Source organism: Silvanigrella aquatica, from assembly GCF_001907975.1.
Taxonomy (GTDB): Bacteria; Bdellovibrionota_B; Oligoflexia; order Silvanigrellales; family Silvanigrellaceae; genus Silvanigrella; species Silvanigrella aquatica.
This window is the reverse complement of sequence record NZ_CP017834.1, coordinates 1,941,504-1,968,166: the sequence shown is the minus strand read 5'-3', so window position 1 is coordinate 1,968,166 and position 26,663 is coordinate 1,941,504. Positions and strand designations below refer to the sequence as shown.

Genomic DNA, 26,663 nt, shown 5'->3' with positions numbered 1-26,663 from the left:
AACCCAGTAATTAGCAATCGTCAAGAGGGAAACGCTGTGAAACAACCCAGCATAGTGAACAAAATAGCGAATACGAAACTCTTGCGAGTAGAGTTAAAATCAAAAGAAAATGCGAAGATAAAGTTTACCAATTTAGGGCATATTTTATCGGAGGATTTTCTTAGAGAGTGTTTCCACAGTTTGGACAAAAACAAAGCCGTAGGAACAGATAAGGTAACTAAGGAGGGATATGGAAAAGAATTAGGAATTAATTTAAAAGCATTGTTATCTAAAATCCGAAATGGAAGTTATTACCCAAAGCCAACAAGAACGGTAGAAATACCTAAATCCGATGGTACTAAGAGACCACTTTCAATTGCATGCTTTGAGGACAAAATAGTCCAAGAAGCGGCAAGAAGGATTTTAGAACCAATATTTGAGCCGCATTTCTATCAATTCTCATTTGGTTTCAGACCTAATAAAAGCTGCCATCAAGCATTGGCTACACTAGACAAAGATTTGATGAATAGCTCAACAAGGGCTGTCCTGGATGTGGATATTAAGAAATGCTTTTCAAATATACCTCACGAACCTTTAATTAATATTCTTAGTAACAAAATTGGAGATAAAAGATTCTTAAACCTATTAATTAAATTAATAAAGTGTAAAAGTATTGATATCGAAGGTAAAGTTGTAGTCAATCAAACAGGAACTCCTCAAGGTTCTGTTTTATCACCGCTCCTTGCAAATATTTATTTACATGAAGTGGTGGATAAGTGGTTTGTTAACTTGAATAAAAATGAATTAGCATCTGGCTGCACAATTGTGCGTTACGCTGATGACATGATATTCACAGCTAAATCTTTGGATTTAGCTGAAAGACTCAGAATTAAATTAAAAGAACGGTTGAATATATTTGGATTAGAATTACACGAACTAAAAACCAAGGTTATTTCAAATGGAAAATTTGTGGCAAATTATCTTCATAAAAGAGGAAACAAAATACCAAAATTCACATTTCTTGGTTTTCTTCATGTGTGGGGCAAATCATTTTCCAGAAAGACAAACAGTATTTTCTGGCGTGTAAAAAGGAAAACCTGTTCCTTGCGATTCAGGGCAAAAATTAAATTAATTTCCGAATATTTTAATAAGAATATGCACAGAAAAGATTTCTTTGATTATGCGAAAAGAATTGTCAACGGGTACCTAGAATATTTTGCAATTAACGATAATAGAAAACGAATTACACAATTCGTGGAAGTGGTTAAAATCCTTATGTTCAAATGTCTCAATAGACGAAGTCAAAAACGCAGTTTTAATTGGAAACAATTTAGTGAAGTTCTTAAGAGAGTGGATTTTCCAAAACCATCAATTCGGCATAGCCTTATCTTTAACTCGAGCGCTTATAAGCGGTGCTAGTGAAGGAGCCGTATGCCTTAATTGGGCAAGTACGGTTCTAATGGGGTTGCACAGTGGTAACACTGTGCTTCTACCTACTCAATTTGAGAAAGTATTAATTTATATTATATTTCATAACAAAATTTTCTTAATTTTCCGTAAAATCAATTTTGGCTGCTAAAAGCTATTATCAAAATTATTTCCGCTAGATCCCATTATTTTTAATTAAATTAGGTATTTATATGAAGTATTTTTAGATATTAATATTTATAGTTATTTTGTAATAAAAAATATTTTTACACTTTTATATCAATATGTTATTGTATATGTCTTCTATTGCCTGTTTAAAAAAAATAATAATTTTTTTAGCTATTAATATATAATTTATTTAAAGTCAAAAATGGTTAAGAAAAAATCTTATCTTATCTATTAAATTTTTATCTTGAAGAGTTGAATTTAATATCAATCAAAGGAAAAAAAATGCCAAATATTAATGATAATACAATTTTTATTAGTTTTTTTTGGACAGGGAGTGTCCCTTCAGTTGAATTGAAAAATAATTTAGGGGAGTGGAAAAAATATTTGTCATATTCCAATAGTAACGCTGAAATTTTATTGTGGACGACACATAATGATATTGAAAAAATTAAACAAAAAAACCAAGGGCTCACTTTTTTTAATGATAAAAATACAATATCGCAATTAAAAGAAATAAGTCCAAATATTTATAATTGGTCTCTTCCAGATGCAAATGGGAAATATCACAATATAAAAGTTATAGAGATAGAAAATTTAATTTCAAAATACAAATTGGTCTATAAGGGAATAATAGATATATTTAATTTACTAATAAAAAATAATATTTATGTATTTTCATCGGATTTAGCAAGAATTTTAATTTTAGATTTTCTTCCTGGAATTTATATAGATTGCGATATCGAAAATTCTTCAAGAAGGAAATTTTATTCAAATATTCAAGAGATAAAAAATAAATTTCAATCATCTGGATTTGATATTAAATTTTATTATATTATGATGGTAGGTAATCAAGGGCTTTTAGAAAATCAAATGATTATAGCATTTGAAAAAAATGCATTTGAAAATGTACTTCAGTATTATGAACTTCAATTAAATGATAATTCAGATTTTTTTAATGATCATATTGAAGATATTGAAAGTTTTAAAAAAAATATTAATCATGAAAAATTTATGAAATTAAATAAGTCATTTTTTAATGATAAAAATGATTCAAAATATTTACAATTTTATAATAAAGAGGATTATAAAAATTTTAGAAAACTGAATGAAAATGAAAATATTTCATTTTCATACCCTTGCCTATCTTTTAGCTATGAATTACTAGGTATATTTTTTAAATATAAAAATTCTATGGAATATTCAATGTTTTATACTTCTGAGATGTCAAACTATTTTAAAATTCCAAATCAAGACATTTTATTATATTCTTGGAAAAATCCCGGCTTTGCAAGACTTAAAAAACTATAGTCAGCAGCAGATATTATTTTTAAAAAATATAAGCTAAAATTTGTTAAGAAAAGTACTGGATATATTGCTATGGATACGACAACAAAGACAAGTAATCTTAAGAATAATATGGGGTCTCTAAATCTCTTCAACAATTTATTTCCAATGAAACATTTAATAAAAAGTGCACAAATAGAAATAAATAATAAAAAGCAATTATCTGAAAATACATTTGAAAAACTTATAAATTTTTCTCCTAAATGGAGATCTTTAATGTCTCCAAAAGATGACTCAAAATATAGACATTGAAATTTTTCAATGCCTAAAATGTTAACAATTTCAGATATTCAAGCTTTAAATAGATCGGCATTCTATAGATTTGTTATAAGTGAATCTGGTGTTATTATTTTTGGCTATGAAGATAATATTATGACACTTTCAAATGGCAAAAGACAAAATCTGACTTCTGATGGAATTGAAATAGCTCCTCATTCTGCATTAAATAATTATCAGCCTGTGATTGCAGCAGGAAAAATATATTATAATCATGAAATAAAAAAATTAACTGAATTATCAAATTATTCTGGACACTTTAAACCCGATAGCAGTTCCCTTGTAATTGCAAAGATTTTCTTTCATCACCAGTTTAGAGAACTATCCGATCATATTTATTTAAAGCCATATAGTATGAAAGAATTACAAACTATATTTCCAATTAAGCTTAATTAAAGAATTCTAATTAAGACCCATATATTTTTGATTGTGCTTTTTTCGGATTAAATAAGAAGAAGAAAAGATGTTTATAATGAAGAGCAATTATGCCAAATAAGAACATGAGAAAGACATGATCATGCTCAAGACCCGAATTAAAAAAGGCTACAATAAAACTGGATAAAGCTGCCATAATAACATTATATATTAAAGGAAAATGCAAATACAACTGTTCTGTACCCACATCGTTAAAGACGCGCACAAGAGCTACAGAAAAATGAATAGAATTTAATGCGGCGATATAAGTAATTTGAAAAAAAGGATCTTTAATTAATAAAAATAAGGGAATGAAAAGCACAGTCATATATATAGCTAGAGTCAGTACTTTACTCGTTCCTATTTTATCGGCAATGGATGCAAATAATAGAGGTAAAAAGGCAATAATAAGACAAGCGTAAGTAAGATAATAATATGAAAATTCCTTTGAAATGCCATAGTGCTGTTCAGCATGTTTTGGAAAAATAATGAGCACGTAATAAATGAGAAACCCAAAAGGAAACACGGCTTTTAATATTTCATGGGTGATTTTAAATACGCTGACTTTTTGTTTGATATTTTGATAGCGCGGATCTTTGGTTTCGGGCATGGATTTTCTTAAATACAATACCACAAAGGATAATAAAATAGAGGAACCATAAGCCCATAATATTTTATCTTGAAAAGAACCAATGCCGTTCAATAAGTTGGGCGCAAAAGAAGCCAGAACTTGTCCGCAAGCTACGCCCACGCCGGCAATAGCCACTCCCGTAGCCTTTTTCTTCGATATTTCATAAATATACATATAATTGCTACTTGTTTCAGAGCCAATTGAAAAACCTTGAATAAAGCGCGCAATAAAGGCAATAGTGGCACAAAGAATAAGATGATCGGTCATGTACGCGGCTACAATTAACAAAAACGAGGCGACCATCATGAGTTTCACGGTATAAAGTAGTGAAGTTATGCGTCCTATTTTAAGTGAAACAAGGCCTAGGACATAGGCTCCAATGGGGCGGGCAATAAAGCTGATGATAATACCTAATTGCTGAAAAGCATTTAATATTGAAGAATCATTTTGGCTTTTAAAGAAAGCGATAAAAATATAGATAAATATAAGAAAATCAAACCACTCAATAAATGACATCAAAAATGATGAGAAATAAGTCCTAAACTTTTTCAAAATAAATTGTCCTTATATTAAAAGTGCTTGTAAGGCATTGTATTTAAAATAAATGAGATTTTACTTTATTTTAAATAGACCAAATTTCGTATATTATAATTTTTTTATAATATCAATATATTATAAGAGTCATAACCTATGGAGAGATGAAAATTATAAAAAGTTTATATTACATGGAGTTGCTAAAATTCGATTTTATTATTCATCATTTCTATTTAAGATTTTAATAGGAACATTCGAAGTGCCATCTAATTTTCCATTGCCAAGTTCACCTTTATTATGAAGTCCTCCACCCCAGCACCACACATCTTCATTTTTTAATAAAACACAGGCACGAGCATCTGAAACAGCTAAATCTATAATTATTAAATTATGATCCAAATTTTGATTCCACGATTCATGCACTTTAACTGCAACATTAGAATCATTATGAGTACTGTTACCTAAATTTCCGTCACCATTCGCTCCCCAACAATAAACAGAGGTATTATGATCTCCTACGGCACAGGCGAATGAGACTTCTGTCTTCTTTGTTGCTTTATCGCTGAGTGATTTAGCTCCGCCAGATCCAATCATTGAAATACCATTAAGAATTCCTCCTCCCTCTGCTTTTTTGACAGATTCTCCTGTTGTAATAGAAGAAGGCCTGTCAAATGTTCCGTTTCCAAATTCGCCAAGTAGATTTAATGAATTTCCAAAACACTGAACAGTTGTATCTTGTAAAACAGCACAAATTAATGCAGGACTATAACATGTACCTCCCCCTAAAAACTTTACAGGATGAGCTGTCGTAATTGAGACGGGAGAATAGGGAAAAGAATTAGAGAAATTTCTGCCCCAACATTTTACCTCTCCTGTTGATAAAATAACACAGCTATCCGCATTATGAGACACTAATTCAGTTGCTGCAACGCCTTCTAAAAAAACTTCACTTCCCGTAATCGACTTATCTTTATTTCTATTACCAAGTTGACCTACGTGATTTTCTCCCCAGCAGGTGATTTTTTCCGTAGTATCGAGAACACAAGAAAATCCATCATTAAGCTGCACGGCTTTTAAAACCAGTTTCTCAGTATTTATGACATGCTCAGGTTCTAAGGCATTTTCAACTGTTTTTCTGTTTCCCAGAACGCCATGTTCTTGCCTTCCCCAACATTTATAACCACTTGCATATTGAGCACATGTCGATGATCTTCCCATAACAACAGAGGCTATAATGTCATTTTCGTCTTCTTTAGGATTAACAGCTTTCGCCCAAGTGGGATTGGTAATTCCTTCTGTGCTGGGTGATATGTAACCTAAGCCAAGTTGACCATTAAAATTCTCTCCCCAACATTTTAACCATCCTTTAGTCATCACCACGCAACCATTAGCGTCTCCCAAGGAGATAAGTCCATTTTTTCCTCCATGTGTTGTATATTGGGCAACTTTCCCTGCAGCGAGAGCTGATTTTGCTAAATCTTTAAGTGACCCATCAGAGCTCAAAGATTGCACTAGTGTCATAGGAGGATCTTGTAAATTAATTGATGGAGCACAACTATGGAAATAGTAAATAGGAATTAAAAAAAACAGCCAAATAAAATTTGATTTTTTCATAAATAACCATCACTCGCTAAATCATAAAAAAAATTACTTAAAAATATAAAAAGTTACTTTCCAGAAAGTATCATTTTTTATTTTCGGATTTTTTTTAACAAACAAAAGTGGAATGTAGTTTCTAGTCAATGCTTTATTTTTTAAATTTATAAATATGGAAAAATTTTTTGAGTATTAATAAATATTTAATGAATTATTAATTACCAATTCATTAAATATTTATTAAAATATTTTAAAGCCATTCTTGATCTGAATTTAACTTAATAAAACCTTCTATATCAAATGTAAAATCACTTGATAGTTTATTTATTTCAGAATCTTCAAATTCTTGTAGCTTATCAGGACCTATGGCAATTGCTAAGGCCGCATAGGGATAAATAAATGGAATAGAACATTCATAAACTCTAAAATCTTCATTCATATTTTTTAGTTTAGTTGATTTAAATTTTCCAAATCTACGTAAATCTGAATCTGAATTAATAATTTTATTTTTTAATAACTGATCTAAAAAATGTTTATATTGAGAATCTCCCCTAAATTTTTCACTAAGCAAATTTTTATCAGTAAAATATTTTGATTTTTCTTTATTATTTAATTGCTGAAAAATAGCATTTAAAGTATTTCGAAACATTTTTAATGTGCCTTCTGCTTTTGAATGTGAAGCTAAAATACTGTTCCCAAACCATTTTTGATTGGAATAGAGTATATTTTTATGAGGTAAATGAATTTTAAATTTTTCAGTCCTTTTTCTTTTGAGTGCTAATTTAGTTTTATTTATATCATTACTGTGGTACGACTGTCCTCTAAAAGTATTATCACAATCAATATATATTCCACCTTCTTTATATAGAATTATGAGTCTCAAAATATCACTTAATGTGGCTAGATTACCTAATCTTTTGAAAACGGCGAGATCGTAATGTGGAATGATACGATCCGGATAAAAATTGTACTCTAGCATCATGCTATTAATAAAGGTTTTTCTTTCAGTAAAATCTAATCTAGGAAAAAGAAATTCTTTGCAATAAGAATCTAAGATATTAATATCATAAAAATATAATCTTTTCATTGGTAAATTTGAGGAATATCCTAGATAATCACGAAATTTTTTCTCATTCTTAATAGGTTGATCTGTCCAAATATAAATATTATTATCACTATTAAAATATGGATAAGAAATATTGTAAATATACTTTTCTGGAATTATTGATCCTATCCAAATATAGTGAATTTTATTAATCATATTGATATATTCCTTAAATTAAAATAGCGACCGATTCTCAATAAAACGCAATATGTAATTAATATTTAAAATATTTTTTAGCAATATACTTTTGAATAAAATATTTAATTTTAATGCATTTTAATAAAAAAATGATAGTATTTATTTCAAATATTCTATTATGAATATGGCATTAATAATAAAAATTATTTTTATCCCTCCAAATTCGTCCAATTTAAAATTTTATAATTATTCCCTAGTTTTTCTTCGAATATTTTTTTATGTTTTTCTTTAGGACAAATAATGTAACGTTCTTGTGATTTTAAAAGCATGGGCAAATCGGCAATGTGATCGCTCCAGGCGCTGTGCCAAATAAAATCATGGCCGAGGATTTCATGAATGCGCTTTATTTTTTCTTCTTGGTAACAATTTCTTGATTTGAGGATGACGCCGCCCGCAAAAAAACGCAGTTTTGTGCCAATAATGGTTTTAAAATTAGAAAATTTTCCGTGGAGCATGCCTCGCACCCAAGTTTGTCCCGATGCGGTGACAATAACGATTTCAACTCCTTGGGCATTGAGTTGTTCAAATGTAGGAAGGGCTTCTTGAAACCAGAGGGCGTTGCTTTCTGTGGTGAGAATATTGCGCAAAAATTGAGCACATTCTCGTTTGCTTTTTCCCACGGTCAAACTCCATAAAATAGCAGATTTTGCTGTGGTTTTATTGAGTTTAAAAATAACAGTGACAATCAGGACTGGGGTGATGAGGAAAAAAAAGAGAATTCTCCAGGGTTCGCTCTTGAGAGTCTTCTTTAAAAGTGTGACGAATGAGTCTTGGCATATCAGCGTGCCGTCAAAATCAAAAAAAGCATAGCGTGGCCGTTGCATGGATTCTCCTGGATGATACAGAAAAAAAGCCCTTCATGAGGGCGTGGGTATCTTATTTATGCCGTGTTTTATAAGAAAGTCAAAAATAGGTTTGGGAAATGGAAGAACAAACAGAGGAAAAATTATTTGGGCATTTTGCGGTTAGTGCAGGAAGGAATTTTTGCCTCACGTATACGATTTCTCATCATTTTTCAAATTTACAAGTGGGTTCCTTTGTTGTTGTGCCTATGATGCGCGGAAAAAAAGAGGGTGAATATATCGGGGTTTTTTTAGGATTGTGTGAAAAGCCCCCATTTCAATGTAAAGACATTATAAAAAAACTTGAATTTGTAAACAGTATTCCTGAAAACTTAATTTTGATGTTAAAATGGCTTTCGGAATATTATTTATCACCTCTTGAAAATTTTATAGCGCTGCTTGCTCCTAGTTTTATTTGGAATGTCAATCGGCATGACATGCTTGAAAAAAGACTGCAGAAATTATTTGTAAAAAATAATAATCAATATTTTTTAATTAATGAAAATAAAAGTCAGCAAGTTAAGGGTGAAATTAAATTACCCCTTCGTGAGTGTATTGCATTAAACGAAGAACAAAATTTTATATTTCAAGATATTATTGAATCTCATCCCACTGTTTCCTTATTACATGGCGTAACAGGGTCTGGAAAAACAGAAGTTTATTTAAAATTGGCGCAATATTTTATTCAACAAAATAAAAATGTTCTTATTTTAGTTCCAGAAATTGCATTGACTCCGCAAATGACCTCACGTTTTCGTGCTGTTTTTCAAAATCATTTATCTATTTTACATTCTGGTTTGACTTCCAATGAATATGAAAAAGAGTGGTTTCGCATTCATTATAATTTAGCTAAAGTTGTTTTAGGTGTGAGAACATCAATATTTTCTTTATTAGAAAACATAGCTTTAATTATAGTCGACGAAGAGCACGATAACAGTTATAAATCCCAAGATATTCCTTTTTATCAGGCACGTGATGTGGCTGTGCTCCGTGCTAAAAAAGAGGGTGCTCTTTGTTTATTAGGTTCTGCTACTCCTTCTGTAGAAAGCATGTACAATGTGAAGCAGGGAAAATACAAATATTATTCCTTGCAAAATAAATTTTCTAATAATTCTGTCCAGGCTGTGATTATTGATAGCAAACAAAATTTAAATATTCCTTTAAAAATGAAGCAAGGAAATTATCCTTTAAAATCGTCGCAAATTGCATTTAATAATGATGCCATATCTTCTGAAGTCTTTGCTGTTTTAAAAGAAACAAAAGATAGAGGCGAGCAGAGCATGGTGATTTTAAATAGAAGGGGTTATGTTAATTTTTCTTTATGTATGGCGTGTTCTCAATCTTTAAAATGTCCCCGCTGTTCAGTTTCAACAACGTTACACAATAATGGTTCTATTGAAATATGTCATTATTGTTCCTTTCGAGTAAATACAAGAAAAAATTGTCCTTCCTGTCTCTCTCCTTTTTTAATGACACGGGGCATTGGCACACAAAATATTGAAGAGCAAATTCAAAGGCAAATCCCCGAATTAAATATTCAACGTTTGGATAGAGATGTGTTAACAAGCAACTCTCGATTAAATGACATTATTGAGAATTTTCGTAATGGAAATACAGATTGTCTTGTAGGAACACAAATGTTGGCTAAGGGACATGATTTTCCTAACGTAACAGTGGTTGTTGTTTTACACGTTGAAGACTCCTTATTTTTACCGGATTTTAGGGCATCGGAAAGAACATTTCAGCTTTTAACTCAAGCCATGGGAAGGGCGGGACGCGGAAAGCATAAGGGAACATTATTGTTACAATCACTTATATTGGGGCATCCCGTTATTGAGCTTTCCTTAAATAACAATGTAAAAGATTTCATAGATCGGGAACTTAACAGAAGAAAACTCGGGTTTCATCCACCCTATTCTCGTCAGATTTTGTTTGAAATACGCCAGAGTAATAAAGGTAAGGCCATGGTTTTAGCTCATAAAATAAAGGATTATTTAGTAAACTTTTGGAAAGAGAACTCTTTTGAGGTAAATCAAATACGTCTTGCGGGACCCTATTTTGCGACATTAGAAAAATTAAATAATGAGTTTAGAGTTCAAATATGTGTGAGTACGATTAGAGAAATTCATCCTTTTAAGCTTATTCCCAAAGAAATTTTTCATGATAAAGAATTGTTACCTCATTTTAAAATTGATGTTGATCCCTATTCTTTTATGTAGAAAAGTTTTATTTATATCCGATGACTTATACGTGTTCGTGAAATAAAGTTAAAATAAAACAAGGGTTAAGGATGGCGCAAGATCCCAAAAAGCAACAAAATTCGGATAAACTTTGTGTTTTAATCATTGAAGAAAAAACCGATCTTCGTACCTTTTTTATGACCACTTTAACCAAAACGGAAAAATTTGAAGTTGTCAATGCTGCAAATGCTCAAGAAGCCTTAGATATTTTAAATAAAGATGCTAAAAAAATTCATTTTATTTTATTTGATTGGAATATGAAAGACATGCCGGGTTATGTCTTTTCACAAAAAATTAAGGACACTCCTGATTTCGAGCATATTGAACTCATAGTCTGTTCTGCTGCTTTTTCAACGGAAGACACTTTTTTAATGAGTGAAATTGATATTTATTATACTATGCCAAAGGTTGTGAATGCTGCTGAATTGATATCTAAAATGGAAGATGCGCGGCTCAGTTATAAAAATAATAATTCTTTGACAACGAAATTAAAACAGCTGCAACATATTATAAATGATTCTGATCTAAAATCATGTGATCAACTTTTAGCTCATCCCGAAATTGAAAAAGAAATCATGGAAAATAATAAATACGCTTATTTGGGTGGAGAAATACGCATTTTACATAAAAAATATTCTGATGCGATTTCTTATTTAAAAAATAGGCTAGAAAAAAATCATGAAAATAAGCAAAATGAAAACTTAAAAACTTTTAGCACTTTAGGGAGAGCCTTGTGTTTGATTGGTAATTTTGAAGAGGCATTAACGATATATGAAAGGTTAGAAGCAAAAAGTCCGCATAATTTAAGTCATAAAATCATGCTGGGTGACGCACTATTAGGAATGGAAAATGTGGCAGGAGCAGAAGAAAAGTACAATGATGTTCTAAAGCAAGATGCGACAAATAATAAAGCACTGGCGGGTATGGTTAAGAGTAGTTCTGTATCGGGAAATTTCGATCAAGCCGCATCCTTTTTTGAAAAAATGGATGGTCATTTTGAGAGCAAAGCTTTAGCTAGCTTTTTTAATAATCGGGGTGTTGCTCTTGTAAAGAAAGGCGAGGTTGAGGATGCCATTCTTTTTTATGAAAATGCCTTACAGTTTTTTGATAAGTATAAAAGTCAGGTGTATTTTAATTTAGGTATGGCTTATTATAGATCGGGCAATATCGCGAGTGCTCTGAGTTGCTTTCAAGCAGCAATGGCTCAAGATGCTAACTTAGTTAATGAAAAGAAAATTTTAAAGGAGCTTCAAGATAAAGGTGCAGAAAAATTCATGGCAGACCACAGTGGCGAAGGGGACAAGAAAAAAAAGTAGTTACGTTATTTTAGCGATTATTTTTTCAATACTCACATTCTCAATATCTTGGTTTATTCAAATTTATACTATTCTATCAAATGGAAATTTATTGCAAATTTTAATAGCATTATTGTTTGTGGTTTGGTTACCGGTGCTCATGGCGCTTTTATTTTCCATATCTTTTAAATTACCAATAGAGTTCTTTATATTGCGTCCCGTTGTAAATAAAAAAATAATCTGGGCTATTTTATTGCCTTGTTTAATAGCGGCATTAGGTGTAAAAGGAAGTTTAGTACTTTCGCAAATTTCCTGGATTGATCCAAACATGCCCTTGTTTTTTGATGGAGATTCCATTCAAGGAATTTTACATTTATCTCTTGCGCATCTTTTTCCTATTATTATCTTCTGCATTGTGATTTCTATGGGTACAGAATTAATTTACAGAGCTTTTTTTATAGAGTTGTGTCTTAAAGCAGGAATAAAAGTTCCCTTTATTTTTTCAGCTATTCTACAATTTATTTCATGTCTTCCTTTTTTATGGTATGGTTACTTTGGCGGGGGTAAAGGAAATATTTTACATCTCATTTCTTGGTTTTTTCTTTTTGTTTTTTTATCTATTTTTTATTACTGGCTTTCTTTATCACCAAATGAGAGATCGCGAAATTCGCATCATAATTTAGCAAAAAGAAGTTTGTTGCATCCAATTATAGCAGCGAGTGTGTTCCAAGTAATTTACTTTGCGCTTGCCCCCCGTTACATATCAGAAAATGGAAATTTGTGGATGTCAGGACCTGCAAATGTTATAACTATTATGATATATTTTATTATTACAATTTGTTTGCTCATGACGAAAAGGTTGAAATACTAATATGCCTGGTTATCAAAAAAAATCTGCGTTGAATGTTTCATCAATTGGCACACTTTTTAATCATAATTCCCTATCGCTGGAAAAAATTCTACAAAAAACGGTTCATAAAAAACGAGCATTATGGTGGATTTTCTTTTTAGCATTTAAAAAACAAATTTTTATTTGTACCCTCGTGCAAATCATTTTATTATCACTTGCCTTAACCTCTCCCTTTATCATTCAATATTACATTAGTTTTTTTGTAAATTCGAATTCAATGGAAATTCAAAAAAAATTAATTTATGCATCTTTATACATATTTTCTTTTATGACTTTAATTGTATTAGCTTCTTATTTAAAAAAGAAATTGATGGTAAATTGGAAAAGAGAAATAGAGTATCATTCGTTAAGTCTGATGGCTCAAATCACTTGTTTTTCTTCCAAAGAACAAAGCAATATCATGTTGAACAAATTTACCGATGCAGAAGGAAAGTTTTTTGCGCATAAATTTATGGAGCTTCCCAATATATTTTGTCTATTTTTTAGCTTTCCTGCATTAATTGCTTCTTTTTTCTTAATTTATAATTTGATGGATAAATTGTTTCTTATTCCTGTAGCATTGCTTTTATTAACATTTTTTTTACAGATAAAAAATCAAGTTTACTTAGCCAGAGTTTTTAAAAAAATATCATTTTTTTTAGAAACAAGAAGTCAACTTCTTAAAAAAATATTTTTATATGGAAATAGAGTACATTTACTAGCAATGGAATCGTTTTTCATAGGTAGAATGAATACACTGCAACAAAATGCCAATAATATCACAGTGAGTGTTTTAAATAAAACTTCAATTGCTAAGGTTATATTTTATTATTCTGGTTTTATTATCGCGATTCCTAGTTTAATCTGTTATTTTTTGATTCATAAGAATGCTACTTTACCGTCTATTACTGCCTTATTAACTTTTTTTATTTTAGTTGCTTATTTTTATTCGAATATTTTATCTTTCTTATCGAGGCGTCAACATCTTAAGTCAAGCGTAGAAGTATTAAATTCAAGTATTCATTTAATTAAAAAATATCATCTTGAAGAGTTAAAAGCAGATAGAGAGGAAGACTTCGATGAAAATTTAGATTTTATCAGTTCTTCACCTTCCTTTTCGCAAGAAAAAATTTGGTTTCATAAAGCTTCTTTTATGTCTCCAAAGGGGATTCGTCTTTATAATGTGAGTTATGATCATAAACCAGGCACAGTTGTTGCTATTATAGGAGCTCCTGGATCTGGAAAATCATCTTTTTTAGCCGCGTGTGCCCATGAATTACGTCTCATTAGTGGTGATGTGAAATTACCGCAAAATTTTGAAATTATGCCGCAGCAGATTTCTTTATTTGATGGAACAATTAGAGAAAATATTATTTTGGGGCATGAGTTCGAAGGAAGGCGTTATATTGATACCGTTCGTGCGTGTTACCTTGAAGCAGAATTAAATTTACTAGAAGATGGTGATGAAACAATAATTGCTCCTAAAGATCATCAATTTTCTGAAAGTTTTATTAGAAAAATTAACTTAGCAAGAATGTTATATGCAAAATCTGAGTTTTATTATTTTGATGAACCTTTTTTAGGTTTATCGAAAAATGAAATTTCACATATTTTTAATGAAGGAATATTAAAGCATTTACATGGATTAAATAGAATTGTAATTACGCAAAAATTAGAATTGGCATCTTTATGCGACTACATTCTTGTTATGAAAGAGGGTATGGTTGTTGAGCAAGGAAACCACAAATCTTTAATTGAAAAAGCCGGAGTGTATGCTAAGCTCCACTATGCCGGAGCTGACTCTAGACAATTTGGCTTATCTTTTCAAGCTAAACCAACAGCATTATTGCAAAATATTGAAAAATCTAATTCTGATAATCATCATTTTTACGATTTTAGCACTTATAGTAAGGCTCACGAAATTCAGTATATTAGACAAATATTTGCATCAACAAAATACTTTTTAGTTTCCTACTTTAAGAAAAAAAATCCGTACTTTAGTTTTATGTATGTCTTAGCCTCACAGATTTTTATTTGCCTGGCTTTTTACTCTCTTTTTTCAAAATTTGCTTCGGATAATATGTCGAAGTATGTTCAAATTATTTTATTTGGCTTTTTTTCAGTATTAGCCATACTTTCATTTTACTTTTTTCATGTTAAAAATGAAAAAATAAATACATTATTTGGATCTGCGCTTGAGAAAAAAGTTTATGATGTTTTAATTAAAGAATACCATGAAAACCATACTTATACAGCCTCTTATTTAGAAAGGTTTTCTAAAGTTAAAGAAGATCTTTTTTCTTCATTAACGTCAATTATGGTAAGGGTTTCCTTTGTTTTAGCTGGAATATTATTACTTGCTATGAGTAATATTTCTGCTTTGTTATTATTATTTTCGTTATTTATTTTTACGAGTGTTTTTATTTTAATTAAAAAAACTTCATTTATCCGTTGTTATTTTAATTTACAGGCTGAAAAAATGAGACTCAGTCGTTCTCGTTTTCAATTTTTGAATTCTCTTACTGCGCCGAATTCTTATAGTTATAAATTATTTTTATATAATAAATTTGAAGAAGATGTTTCTTTGTCTGAAGAACAATCTCAAAATATTGATCATATTTTAGTTTCATTTTACAGATTTATTGCTTTTTCTATGATTGCAGGAGCAGCAATTTCAATTTTATTTTTTGTTGCAAAATATAATACAACTCAGATGGGCACTGTTATTCTTGCGTTTTTAGCAGTTGTTTTCTTTTTTGAGGCCTTTATACATCTTGAAAATGATTTACAGAAATTTGTAAAATCAATCCCCTATTTTGAAAATTTAATGAGGACTTCAACAAGCTATAAAGAAATAGAAAATCAGCATTATTCTACATCTGATATTTGGCCACAAAATGCATCTATTCATATTATGTCTTTGACGACACAAAAAACAAAAGATATTCCAAAACCAATTATGAATCTCGATCTCTTTATAGTAAAAGGATCTAATTTTGGAATGATAGTGGACAAAGGATATGTAAAAATTTCTCCTCTCTTTGCCTCTCTACTTTTATTTGTTCCATTTGAAACAGGAACAATAGTGATTGATGATGAAGATATATTAAGATTAAATCCACTTGAATTAAGAGATCGTTTTGCTTATATTTCAATGGAATCACTTTTTCCTTTTTTAACTTTACGGGAAAATTTAGATCCTTCTGAGCAGTTTGATGATTCCGAAATTTGGTCCGTTTTAAACCGTGTAGGAGTTGCGCAGTCTGTTGCCGTATTGCGCAATGGACTCAATACTAAAATTGAAGATTTTCCAAGGCAAATGTACTGGTCTGGTGAAATGATTTTATTTTCTTTTGCTAAGGCTCTTTTGTATAAAAATAAAATTGTTTTAATTGACAACTTAATTCTTTCTGAAGATGCTGAGCAGCGCGTTGTAGATCTTTTATTGCAAGATTTCATCAATGCCACAGTTCTCATTGCGGCGCATCCAAAGTCAATATTGTTATCAGTTTGTTCTAATATTATTAACTTTGAAGGTGGCCAGGCGCAACGTGTTCAAGGTGAGAAATTCTCCTATTATCCACCCGTTTCATATGAAAATGGGGATTATTCGAAAAATATTTAGATTTAATCACGAGTTCAACATCTTCAGCACGCTTTGAATTAATGCTATGCAAGACTTGATGTAATTTATTTAAAAAATCAAATAAATACAGAGATTCATTATAAAATACAACGCAGATATTTTTATATATTCTTTCTAATTCATCGTAAAAATAGGGATTTTTTTGTTTTTCAATGGCTATTAAAACATAAAAGGCCAGTGTTTCGTCATTGAGCTTTTTATGGCTTTTAAAGTAAGTAAAATGGCGGAATGCTTTTAAGAGTAATTGAGGATCATTTTCAATCATTTTAGAGGATTTTTGCAAAATTATTCTTGCAAAAAAAGGGTTACGTAATCCTTTATGATTTGTTAATTCTATAGATCTATTAAATGCCATTTTAATATAATAAGGTTCAAGTAGTAAATGATAGTCATAATAAATATCAAATAATTTTTATACATAATCATTATTTACTGGTAAAGATCTTTGTCCAATTTTTGAGGTTTGATTTGAAAATTCATCTAATTTCAAATAGTTTTCAAATGATTTTTGAATTTCATTTTTAAAAAGAGGAGATTTCACATCTAATTGAATGTTTAAAAATTTTTTATCAATGATACTGAGTAATTTAGAAAGTGTATCTTTAAACAAGGGATTGCGACTGAAACTAAGTTCTTTTTTTGTTTGTTCAAGTAACTTTGAATTTTTCTCTATACATATTTCTTTAATAATTAAATCGAATAGAAAATTTTTGAAAAATTGATCGCCAGGTTTTAATTCTTTTCGCGGCAATTGGAGTTGTTGATTTATAATGACTAAAGTATGAGTTATAGAGATACAACTCATAACTTTTAAAAAATCTGTTTCGAGCATTTTAATAGCAAAGTCTATTCTTTCATCATAAGGATTTTCTAAAAAAGCAGCAGATTCAAATGTTTCTTTAATTTGAGTATTAGTTAATTTATATAATACAGACTTATTTGATAAAATTTGTAATAAGGATGAGTCTGGTAATTCCTTCTGAAAATATATGCGAAAACTTATCTAACATCTTTTTTTCTTTCACCAAAAATAGCAGTACCGATTCGTAACATGGTGCTTCCGCATTCTAGAGCTATTTCAAAATCAGAACTCATGCCGAGAGAAATAACGGGAGTTTTATTCAAATTTAACGAAAATTCTTTCCACAGCTTATGTGACTCTTGCACAAAATGAGAATATAATTCTCTTCTTTGGTTGTCTTTTATTTCCAGCGGTCCTATGCCCATAAAACCTTGCAGCTGCATTTTGTTACTTTTTGCGATAAATTCACAGAGTTGTTTTGCTTCTTCAAATGTTACGCCCGATTTATTGATATCATTTTTATCAATTTGAAGTTGCACTAGGACGTTTAGTTTTGAGTCTAAGGGTGCTTTTTTTTCAATTTCTTTGGCAAGTGAAATTTTATCCATAGATTGTAAACAGTGAATATGAGAATTGATATATTTAGTCTTATTGGACTGGACATTCCCGATAATATGCCATTTTATTTCGGGAAAATAATGTGATAAAGTCGAGATTTTTTCTTTCCATTCTTGAATGTAATTCTCACCAAAATGTCGAACTCCCGCTTGATATGCAGATTGAACTTTTTCAGCACTTTGAAATTTACTGACAACAATCAATTCAATTTCATTTGGATTACGGTTGTATTTTTGTGTTGCGAAAGAAATTTTATTTTTTATGTTGTTTATATTTTTTTCGATTTCATTGGACATGTTAAACTTCCAGCAATTTATTTTTTTAAAAATCTTCTAGGGTGCTAAATGTTTCTACGCCTACAAATTTTTCGAGATCAATTAAGACATGACTTAATGGTAATCCCATTACATTTGTGTAACTTCCTTTTACACTTTCAATGAATCCCATGGCTCGTCCTTGTATACCATAGCTTCCCGCTTTGTCAAAAGGTTCTCCTGTCATAATATAGGCCTCAATTTCTCTATTAGAAATATTACGAAAAGTAACAAATGTTTCAATAACTCGAGTTATAATCTCATTATTATTCTGATAAATGGAATATCCGCTAAGTACAAGATGCGTATTTCCTGATAGCATTTGGAGCATACTTTTTGCATGATCGTGATTAAGAGGTTTTTCTAATATTTTATCTTCTTTTGTTACCACAATAGTATCTGCGCTTAAAATAAATTCACCATTTTTAAATTGTTTATTTACGGCCAATGCTTTTTCTCGTGCATTTCTTTGTACGTAATCGTGTCCCCCTTCATTTTCTTTGGGAACTTCGTCGATGTTTGAAACCACCACGGTAAAAGGAATGCCACTTGCTAAAAGCATTTGTTTTCTTCTCGGTGATGCGCTTGCTAAGATAATTTTTGTCATATTATTGCTTTTCATAAATTACCGCCAAATCCTTAACTCTGAAAAAGTACATACGCATTTATTGAGATTAAAATATCAATAAATGGCGTGACCCCTGTCATGCCAATATGATGTATACATGTGGGGGTAACTGTGTACCACGGTAGAAGATCTGTTTTTATTCTCGCTCCCGATCAAACAGATTCGGGGCTTGCTCAAGAACTTAAAAACGAAGCGACGGAGCTCTATGAGCGACTTGCGGGCTTGTGTCAAGGATTTCAAGAGCATCTTATCGCAAATGAAGAAGTGCCCTTAGAAGAGAGTCAAGAGCTTTTCCGAACTCTCCATACTCTTAAAGGCCTTTCTCAAATGGCAAACCTTGCTGAAATGGTTGCCATGGCTCATGCCGTTGAAGATTATATTGAATTTGTCCGTTCCGAAAAAGTGAAACTGATTAAAGAAGTCATTGAGCTTATTTCCGATGCTCAAAATGTATTTGAGCAAGTTTATAAAGCTTATCCCAGTGTTATTGAATCTGATGTTTTGATGGAAGCTAATAGAATTGTTCATGAATTCCACGCTCTAGCAGATATCGTTAAAAACGGAGGACAGCCTGCGACAGGAGGCGCTGTCGCTTCACCGCCCTCTGGTGAACCTCCCGCTGCGGCAGGCGGGGGTGGAGGCGTGACCCCCTTAACCGATGAAGAAAATGCAAATTACGCAAAATTTGTTCCGCGTATTGAAAATCTTTTTGCATTAAGTTTAAAAGATGGCACATACAAAACTATCGATGAATTAAAAGCAGGAAAGCACTATGATAATATTTCTCGTGTTGGTGACTTCATTCTTTTGCGCGCCTTTGACAGCGGTTCTCTTATCGTTTTTGCAGCCGAACTCGATGCTAAAACTCTTACAGGTGTTGCTGAAGGCGAAGTTGTTGCCTTGGATAAAAAAGATCCAGCCTGTTTAAAAGTTCTGGGTGCTCCTTGGGAGAGTTTAGTCTATGCGGGAGCCGCACCAGCAGCGGCACCAGCACCAGCAGCAGCAGTGGCTGAAGCGCCTCCTGCCCCCGCTGCAGAAGCTCCTAAAGATGCTCATGGTGGCGGAGGGGGAGAAGAAGAAGAGCCCGAAGAGGATTTTGATACAAAGAACTTAGCCGGTGGTGATGGTTTTGAAAAGCCGGATTTAGATCCGGAAATGTTGCAAGACTTCTTATCTAATGCCGATGATTTAATCGAAAATTTAAGTCAAGCTATGCTTGAGCTAGAAGGAAATCCTGAAAGTAAAGAAGCCGTCGAAAGTATATTTAGAAATGCGCATACGATTAAAGGAACATCGGGGATGTTTGGCTTTCGAGCCATTGAAAAACTTACCCACAAGATGGAAAATTTGTTTGATCGCATTCGTAAAGGCACACTTTCTGTCACTCCGGCTCTTATGGATGGCTTGTTTTTTGGTCTTGATAGAATACGGAGTATGTTTGAGGCCATCAAGAAAAATCAATCTTCAGAACAGCCTATTAACGATGCCTTAAGCAAACTTAGATTAGCCGTAACAGGTGGGGGAGGTAAAAAGGCCTCAGGAGGAGCTCCGGCAGCCGCGGCTCCTGCCACCCCCGCCGCTCCTGCGGCCGCAGCTCCGGCAGCTCCCGCAACTCCTGCTGCGCCAGCAGCTCCTCCCGCAGCGGCAAAACCACCTGCAGCAGGTGGTGATAAGAAAAAACCCGATGAGAAAAAAGCCGATGAAGCCGGTGGGACCATTCGTGTTGACCTCAAAAGATTGGATAGTCTTGTTAATTTAGTGGGTGAATTAGTTATTGACAGAACGAGATTTGCTCGTATTGAAGAAGAACTTAGGGGCAATGGAAATAGTGAACTGGGTCATGCCATGAGTGAAAGTGTTTTGCTGTTTGGACGTCATATGAATGAAGTCCAAAGCATTATCATGAAAATTCGCATGGTACCTGTAGGTAACGCATTTTATAAATTTACACGAGTTGTTCGTGACTTGTGTAGACAAATTGGTAAAGAAATTGATCTTCATATTATCGGTGGAGAAACAGAGCTCGATAAAACGCTTGTGGAAGAAATTGGTGATCCCCTTGTGCATTTGATTCGAAATAGTGTTGACCATGGTGTGGAACTTCCCGATGACAGAGAAAAAATAGGTAAGACAAGAAAAGGAAATATTCATTTAAAAGCAAGTCAAGATGGAAATATGATTGTCATTACCATTTCTGATGATGGCAAAGGTTTACAAGTAGATAGAATTCGCAGTAAAGGAATTGAAAGAGGTTTAATTAAAGAAACGGATCACGTAACAAATAAAGAAATATTCTCACTTATTTTTGAATCAGGGTTTTCAACGGCTGAAAAAGTAACAAATATTTCAGGACGTGGCGTGGGAATGGATGTTGTTAAGAAAAGTATTGTTAAGTTAAAAGGAATTATTGAACTTGATAGTGAAATTGGTAAAGGAACAACGACAACAATTAAATTACCATTAACACTTGCCATCATTCCAAGTTTGATGGTCGAAACTAAGGGTGAAAGTTATGCTATTCCTCTCGTAAATGTAATTGAAAGTATTCGTATTAGACCAGAAGATGTTCAAAAAATGGGAAGTGCTGATTTTGTTAAGTTACGTGACAGAGTGCTACCCTTATTAAAACTCGCCGATGTTTTTGATTTGCATGCTATGGAAAATCTTTTATGGTATTCTGTTAATGATATTCAGAGAATTAAACATCATGATGAAGAAGAAAATACAGATAAAAATGAAAAAGGCGATAAAGCTCTTGCACAAATAAAATCTCCTGAAGAGTCTTCCAAACCTGTTGAAGTATTATCTAAACCTCATGAAGGTGAAGGAAAAACACATCAAAATCATTCGTTATCTTTTCGGGTGCGTCACACAAAACCAAGAATAATATTTGTCGTGGTTGGCGTGGGTGAAAAACGTGTTGGCGTGGTTGTCGATCAGTTACAGGGACAACAGGAAATCGTGATTAAATCCTTAGGACGCTTGATGGGTAAAAGACGCGGAGTGGCGGGAGGATGTGTTTTAGGAAATGGAAGAGTGGCTCTTGTTCTTGATGTTGGCGAAATAATAGACGATTTTTCACAAACAAAACCGGGGAATGCAAACCGTGCTGCTTTACAAAATTAAAAATTTATTTTTTATGTCAAATGAAGCGGGAGGTAATGCCGGAAATAATGCGGGAGCTCCTGTACCTTTACCCTATCAAGATGATACAGCAAATAGCTATATTAATGATGTGACGGATGAAGGCGTTGTTCAAACTCCGGGTGTTCAATACATAGGATTTAAATTACATAAAGAAGAATTTTTGTTACCTATGTCGTTAGTTCGTGAAATAATAATGCTCACCACAATTACATTTGTTCCTGGTGCTAAATTTCTAATGGAAGGAATTATTGCGTTACGCGGTGAAATTATGCCCGTCTTAAATTTAAGAAGATTTTTAAAATTTGAACGCGGCAAAGCCGATTCAACAACGCGCGTTATCATCTTACAATGTGATTATGGTGGTTTTGGAGTTATTGTAGATGACATTACGGAATTTGTAAGGTTACAAGCAGCAGAAATAGAATCTATTCCTCAAAATTTCTTTCCTGCTGAATATCGAATTCTTGCTGGTGTATCTAGAGTTGGTGAGCGCATTCGTGGTATCATCGATCTTGATAAAATTGTCTCAGAGATGACATTGGGTCTTAAAGAGGAAACAGAAAATGCGGATCAAGAAGGCGCTTCTGATCATTAACATATTTTTTTTAATATCTTTAATTTATTCATGTGAAAAAAAGACACGTATGGTTGATATTAAATTATTAATTTTAACGCCAGATAATTTTTTTAATTTTCCTGTTGTATTGAACGGCAAAATTAATGACATAGGACCAGGAGGATTGTGGTTTATTCTTGAAGACAAAACAGGATATATTCAAGTTACAACAGAAAATATTCCATCGCATATTTCTTGTGTTCAAAAAGGAAAAAATGTATCTATATTAGGAAAATTATCTATTTATGAAAATCATAAATATTTTACTTTTTCCTCATTATTGAGGTGTAGCAATTGAAATTACTGTTTTCGCTACTTCTCATATTATTATTTTTGCCCTCTTGCCAAAAAAATTCATCTTCGGAAGGCAAGCAATATGTCGTTTTTCTAGGATTACCTAACAAAGATGTAACATTATATAAAGTAACTAAAAATAATAAGGATAAAAAAATTTATTATCCTTTAATGAGATTAACTACAAATACTAAAATTCTATTGCCTATGGGAAATTATCTTCTTGCAAATGAATGCACTTCCTATGAGTTTTTTAATGATGGAACTCATGAGCAAAAAGTAGTTTTAAGTAAATTGAGTCTTAATTTTGGAAAAAATAATCAAAATCAAGTTATAAATAAAATTGGAAATACATTTAATAGTTTATGCTACGATCCCTTAGACAAACAAGAACATTGGTTTATAAATAAATCTGAATTTGATATATTACCAGGTAAAAATATACTATCCGTTTCTGGTAGAGATGTTGAATTAAATTTACATCCGACACTTTTTTCAGACAAAAAAATTCAACTTTGGCCTTTAACTCTTTCCTCACCTATTAATACGGATTCAAGTAAGTTTTTTTCACTTCCACTTGATCTTACTTCAACCGAAAAGAAATTTGTGATTTCCTCTCCTGTAAATAGCACAGTTTGGTTACAGAGTGGGCGATATCAAATTGAAGTGAATGGTAGCAAGCAAATTGTGAATATAAAAGATTCTTCCTCTTCTGAAATAAAATTAGGTGTGATTCGTATAGTGTCACCTAAAAATTTTCCTATTGAGAAGCGTTTACAGGCTGGGGGACAACCTATTTTTGCATTTATTAATGAAAAAGTTTTATTCCGACTTAACACGGATTATCCCGTTTTTCCAGGAAAATATCGTGTTACTTTAGAAGGCTCTGAAATTGAAAAATATGTCACTGTTATTGAAGATCAAGTGAGTGAAGTTAAAACTCGAGGAGCACTTGTTTTATCACCACCTTGTGATAATAATTATGATAAATGCAGACATATGACGAGAATAACAATTCATATCAATAGAATGCCCTTTATTCTTATGACAGAACTTACTGATATGCCATTTCTTGTGTTTGATCAGAAGTATGAATATGGAATTGAAGGAATTAAAGGGATTTTTAAAATATTAGGAACTTCTGAAGATTCTGTAAAAATAGATAAATTAGGAAAAGTAAAAATAAAATGGGAGACACGCTATACAACAGGAAATATAAAAACAGATTTTGTAAGATTTGAGTCGAAAGGAGTCAATGTTTTTGGAAAATCAATTGACTTAATGTATTTTAAACCTGATGAAATTTATTTGCCCGAAGGCGAATTTTTGTTGACTTATTTTGTAGGAGATCAAAATTTAGTTTTACCAAAAACAAGGATTGATGTAATTTTAGCAGGAGGTACAACAAAAGAATTTGTGATACCTGTTTATACTCAAAAGACATCCGATGGACAGCAATCTGAAAAAAATAAAAATAATACCACTTATACGACAAATACAACTCTGTCACCAATAAAAGATTAAATTACCAAATTGAAAATCTTTCCTCATCACTTAATGCCATAGGGTCTCCTATTTTACATGAAAAAGTTTCATAAAAATTCTTAGACAATTTTAATTGCTGATTTACTCTGAGTTCCCCTGGCGCATGAAAGTCAATTTTTTTCAAATGTTCTTTATATTTAGGCTGTGTTACTCCGCACCAAATTTTAGCATATTGAATAAAGAATTCTTTTTGCAATTTTATATTTTTATTTGAGAAAGCGGCATGAAATGCATTTTGAATACCAAGAAAGTCTGATATATTTTCTCCAACGGACAAATTTCCATTGATACCCGCAGTGTCGAAATGGGCAATCATTTTGTTGGCCTGTTTTTTAAATTGCTCTTTATCATAACGGCTCATCCAGGGCTCTAATATGCCATGCTCATTAAATTTAGAACCTTTGTCATCAAAAGCATGAGCAATTTCGTGTCCCACAACAACCCCTAAGGAGCCAAAATTAACAATATCGGACTTTGTTTCATCAAAAATAGGGGGTTGTAAAATGCCTAATGGTAGGAAAAATCGATTGGCATTGATATCGTAATAGGCATTCACAGTAAGGGGTTTCATGTGCCATAAATTTTCGTTAATGGGGAGAGAAATATTTTGAATAAATTTTTGAAAATATTGAGCTTTGATTTCATTTTTGTTTTTTAGGAATTTTTTTGAATCTATATGCATAGAAACTTCCAAATCCCAATCTTCAATGCGCTCCGGTTTTACAATTTGAAATTTCATATTTTCGATTTTTTTTAGAGCTTTCTTTTTTGCGAATTCAGACATCCCTTTTGAGTTTTTAATATTTTCAGAAGTTGCTTTTTGTAATTCTTTAATTATCAAATGAATACGCTTTGTAGGAAAATTTTGATATTGTTTTTGAATGATTTCAAAATCTAATCTTGAGCCTAAATGATTGTGCGTTTCCTGAATGCATTGCTTTTCCAGTTGTTCTTCTGTTAAGGAATTGCCAAAGTGCTTATGATTAAATTCTTTTACTTTTAAATAATAATCTGGTACTGAGTATTTTATCATTCCTAAAGAGAACTTATTCCATAGTGCTAAAGCTTTTATTTCTAAGTCATTCGCAGTTTCTAAGTGCTCGTTTAATTTTATAAAAGCTTCTTTAGGTAATAAATTTATAATTGTTGTTTGTGGGATTTTTTCAAATAATTTATGAAAATTAAACATTGGATAATGATAAGTTAAATATTGTCTTGTTATAGAATTATCTGCTGATAGTGCTTCGCGTAATTTTGCTTTTGTGGGATAAGTTTTTGCGATACTCTTTTCGAGATTTATTATAAAATTAGCATATTCTTCTCCATTTGAATATAAAATTAAGGAAAAAAATTCTTTTATTAAATCTTTATAATCTGCCATGAGTTGTTCGTCTTCATAATATTCCTTGGACTTTAGAGGGAGACTATAATAAATTATAATATCTTTTATTTTGGGATTTTTTATGTTTTTAATTTCTTTTATTTCAAATAAATAGTCTTCACCTTGGATTGTGTCTAATGTTATTTTTTCAAGAATTTTCTTTTTATTTAATCTTAATATATTTTCTTCAAATTCAGTGAATATTTCATCTTCCTCAACTTCTCTTGCGTATGTATTCATACATGATTGGTAGAAATTTTTTAGCATAGTATTGCTTTGATTTAAATTACTTTCATTTAATAAAGATTTTATGTATTTTAATCGAATATTTTTAATTCGAAAAGCAGAATCATTAAAATTATATATATATTTGCTATGAGACTCTGGCATGCTAAAACGAGAATTTTCTATGGAACAGACGTGTTCATAAAAATTATCACAAGGAGAAATGTGATCGTTAAGAGGTATCTCTCTATAATCAGGAACTTGGAACTGATGATCGGGTAGGGTGGGGATGTTTTCTGAGAAAGCATTGTATTCGCAAAAAAAAATTGAAAAAATAACAATGAAAAGTGAACATTCCTTATTGCATATCATATAAACCTCAAATATATATAAGATGTTTTAAATAGAGAATAGTATTTTATTTGAAATAAAATTAATTTTGTTCTCTTTGTATTTATAGAAAAGAACTGATGGGGTTAACCTATCAAAATTAATTTCTGCTGACAAG

The 26,663-nt window shown here is 31.6% G+C and carries 19 protein-coding genes; 11 read left to right on the top strand and 8 right to left on the bottom strand.

From position 1 onward, the window contains the following. Nucleotides 1–36: 36 nt before the first annotated feature. The 3 genes from ltrA to AXG55_RS08085 all read left to right on the top strand — a co-directional run bounded on the left by ltrA (nt 37) and on the right by AXG55_RS08085 (nt 3,591). Nucleotides 37–1,398 carry a group II intron reverse transcriptase/maturase gene (gene ltrA / locus AXG55_RS08095; protein ID WP_233231087.1) on the top strand — a complete coding sequence of 454 codons (1,362 nt, stop codon included), beginning with the start codon at nt 37–39 and terminating at the stop codon, nt 1,396–1,398. Between the two features lie 459 nt (nt 1,399–1,857). Then, entirely contained in the window at nt 1,858–2,883 is a 1,026-nt protein-coding gene (locus AXG55_RS08090; RefSeq protein WP_148697619.1) for a glycosyltransferase family 32 protein, read from the top strand. 297 nt (nt 2,884–3,180) lie between these two features. Then, nucleotides 3,181–3,591 (top strand): hypothetical protein, encoded by a 411-nt coding sequence (locus AXG55_RS08085; protein ID WP_148697618.1) that lies wholly within the window; start codon nt 3,181–3,183, stop codon nt 3,589–3,591. 10 nt (nt 3,592–3,601) lie between these two features. Here AXG55_RS08085 and AXG55_RS08080 read toward each other — a convergent pair whose 3' ends face one another. From AXG55_RS08080 to AXG55_RS08065, 4 genes are all read right to left on the bottom strand, one after another. Then, nucleotides 3,602–4,792 carry an MFS transporter gene (locus tag AXG55_RS08080; RefSeq protein WP_148697617.1) on the bottom strand — a complete coding sequence of 397 codons (1,191 nt, stop codon included), beginning with the start codon at nt 4,790–4,792 and terminating at the stop codon, nt 3,602–3,604. 198 nt (nt 4,793–4,990) lie between these two features. Further along, the gene (locus AXG55_RS08075) at nt 4,991–6,388 is read right to left on the bottom strand and encodes an RCC1 domain-containing protein (protein WP_148697616.1); all 1,398 of its coding nucleotides are present in this window, start codon (nt 6,386–6,388) and stop codon (nt 4,991–4,993) included. Nucleotides 6,389–6,620: 232 nt separating this feature from the next. Continuing rightward, complete coding sequence (locus tag AXG55_RS08070; RefSeq protein ID WP_148697615.1) at nt 6,621–7,631, bottom strand: glycosyltransferase; 1,011 nt, start codon at nt 7,629–7,631, stop codon at nt 6,621–6,623. Nucleotides 7,632–7,822: 191 nt separating this feature from the next. Beyond that, nucleotides 7,823–8,497, bottom strand: coding sequence for an HAD-IB family phosphatase (locus AXG55_RS08065; protein ID WP_148697614.1), 675 nt, complete (start codon nt 8,495–8,497; stop codon nt 7,823–7,825). 98 nt (nt 8,498–8,595) lie between these two features. Between AXG55_RS08065 and priA the strand changes: the two genes are divergently transcribed. The 4 genes from priA (at nt 8,596) to AXG55_RS08045 (ending at nt 16,564) form a co-directional block, all read left to right on the top strand. Next, entirely contained in the window at nt 8,596–10,734 is a 2,139-nt protein-coding gene (gene priA / locus AXG55_RS08060) for a replication restart helicase PriA (RefSeq protein ID WP_148697613.1), read from the top strand. A gap of 71 nt (nt 10,735–10,805) precedes the next feature. Beyond that, the gene (locus AXG55_RS08055) at nt 10,806–12,071 is read left to right on the top strand and encodes a response regulator (protein ID WP_148697612.1); all 1,266 of its coding nucleotides are present in this window, start codon (nt 10,806–10,808) and stop codon (nt 12,069–12,071) included. Then, nucleotides 12,016–12,921, top strand: coding sequence for a hypothetical protein (locus AXG55_RS08050; RefSeq protein ID WP_148697611.1), 906 nt, complete (start codon nt 12,016–12,018; stop codon nt 12,919–12,921). The genes AXG55_RS08055 and AXG55_RS08050 overlap by 56 nt, the downstream gene beginning before the upstream one ends. Before the next feature lies 1 nt (nt 12,922). Continuing rightward, nucleotides 12,923–16,564, top strand: a complete 3,642-nt coding sequence (locus AXG55_RS08045) for an ATP-binding cassette domain-containing protein (protein ID WP_148697610.1) — start codon at nt 12,923–12,925, stop codon at nt 16,562–16,564. A 433-nt stretch (nt 16,565–16,997) separates the two neighbouring features. Here the strand turns inward: AXG55_RS08045 and AXG55_RS08040 are convergent, their stop codons facing one another. The 3 genes from AXG55_RS08040 to AXG55_RS08030 form a co-directional block, all read right to left on the bottom strand. Then, the gene (locus AXG55_RS08040; protein ID WP_148697609.1) at nt 16,998–17,417 is read right to left on the bottom strand and encodes a hypothetical protein; all 420 of its coding nucleotides are present in this window, start codon (nt 17,415–17,417) and stop codon (nt 16,998–17,000) included. Between the two features lie 167 nt (nt 17,418–17,584). Beyond that, nucleotides 17,585–18,301, bottom strand: a complete 717-nt coding sequence (locus tag AXG55_RS08035) for a YggS family pyridoxal phosphate-dependent enzyme (RefSeq protein ID WP_148697608.1) — start codon at nt 18,299–18,301, stop codon at nt 17,585–17,587. Nucleotides 18,302–18,326: 25 nt separating this feature from the next. After that, nucleotides 18,327–18,941, bottom strand: coding sequence for a Maf family protein (locus tag AXG55_RS08030; RefSeq protein WP_148697607.1), 615 nt, complete (start codon nt 18,939–18,941; stop codon nt 18,327–18,329). A 117-nt stretch (nt 18,942–19,058) separates the two neighbouring features. On the opposite strand from AXG55_RS08030, the gene AXG55_RS08025 reads away from it, so the two are divergent. The 4 genes from AXG55_RS08025 to AXG55_RS08010 are packed head-to-tail and all read left to right on the top strand — an operon-like array spanning nt 19,059 to nt 24,528. Further along, complete coding sequence (locus AXG55_RS08025) at nt 19,059–22,073, top strand: chemotaxis protein CheA (protein WP_148697606.1); 3,015 nt, start codon at nt 19,059–19,061, stop codon at nt 22,071–22,073. Continuing rightward, nucleotides 22,054–22,689 (top strand): chemotaxis protein CheW, encoded by a 636-nt coding sequence (locus tag AXG55_RS08020; protein WP_233231086.1) that lies wholly within the window; start codon nt 22,054–22,056, stop codon nt 22,687–22,689. The genes AXG55_RS08025 and AXG55_RS08020 overlap by 20 nt, the downstream gene beginning before the upstream one ends. Continuing rightward, nucleotides 22,658–23,008, top strand: coding sequence for an OB-fold nucleic acid binding domain-containing protein (locus tag AXG55_RS08015; protein WP_148697604.1), 351 nt, complete (start codon nt 22,658–22,660; stop codon nt 23,006–23,008). Before AXG55_RS08020 ends, AXG55_RS08015 begins: the two co-directional genes overlap by 32 nt. Then, nucleotides 23,005–24,528: a hypothetical protein gene (locus AXG55_RS08010; RefSeq protein WP_148697603.1), complete on the top strand. Its 1,524-nt coding sequence runs from the start codon at nt 23,005–23,007 to the stop codon at nt 24,526–24,528. Before AXG55_RS08015 ends, AXG55_RS08010 begins: the two co-directional genes overlap by 4 nt. Nucleotide 24,529: 1 nt before the next feature. On the opposite strand, the gene AXG55_RS08005 is transcribed toward AXG55_RS08010, so the two are convergent. Then, the gene (locus tag AXG55_RS08005; RefSeq protein ID WP_148697602.1) at nt 24,530–26,527 is read right to left on the bottom strand and encodes a M13 family metallopeptidase; all 1,998 of its coding nucleotides are present in this window, start codon (nt 26,525–26,527) and stop codon (nt 24,530–24,532) included. Nucleotides 26,528–26,663 lie beyond the last annotated feature (136 nt).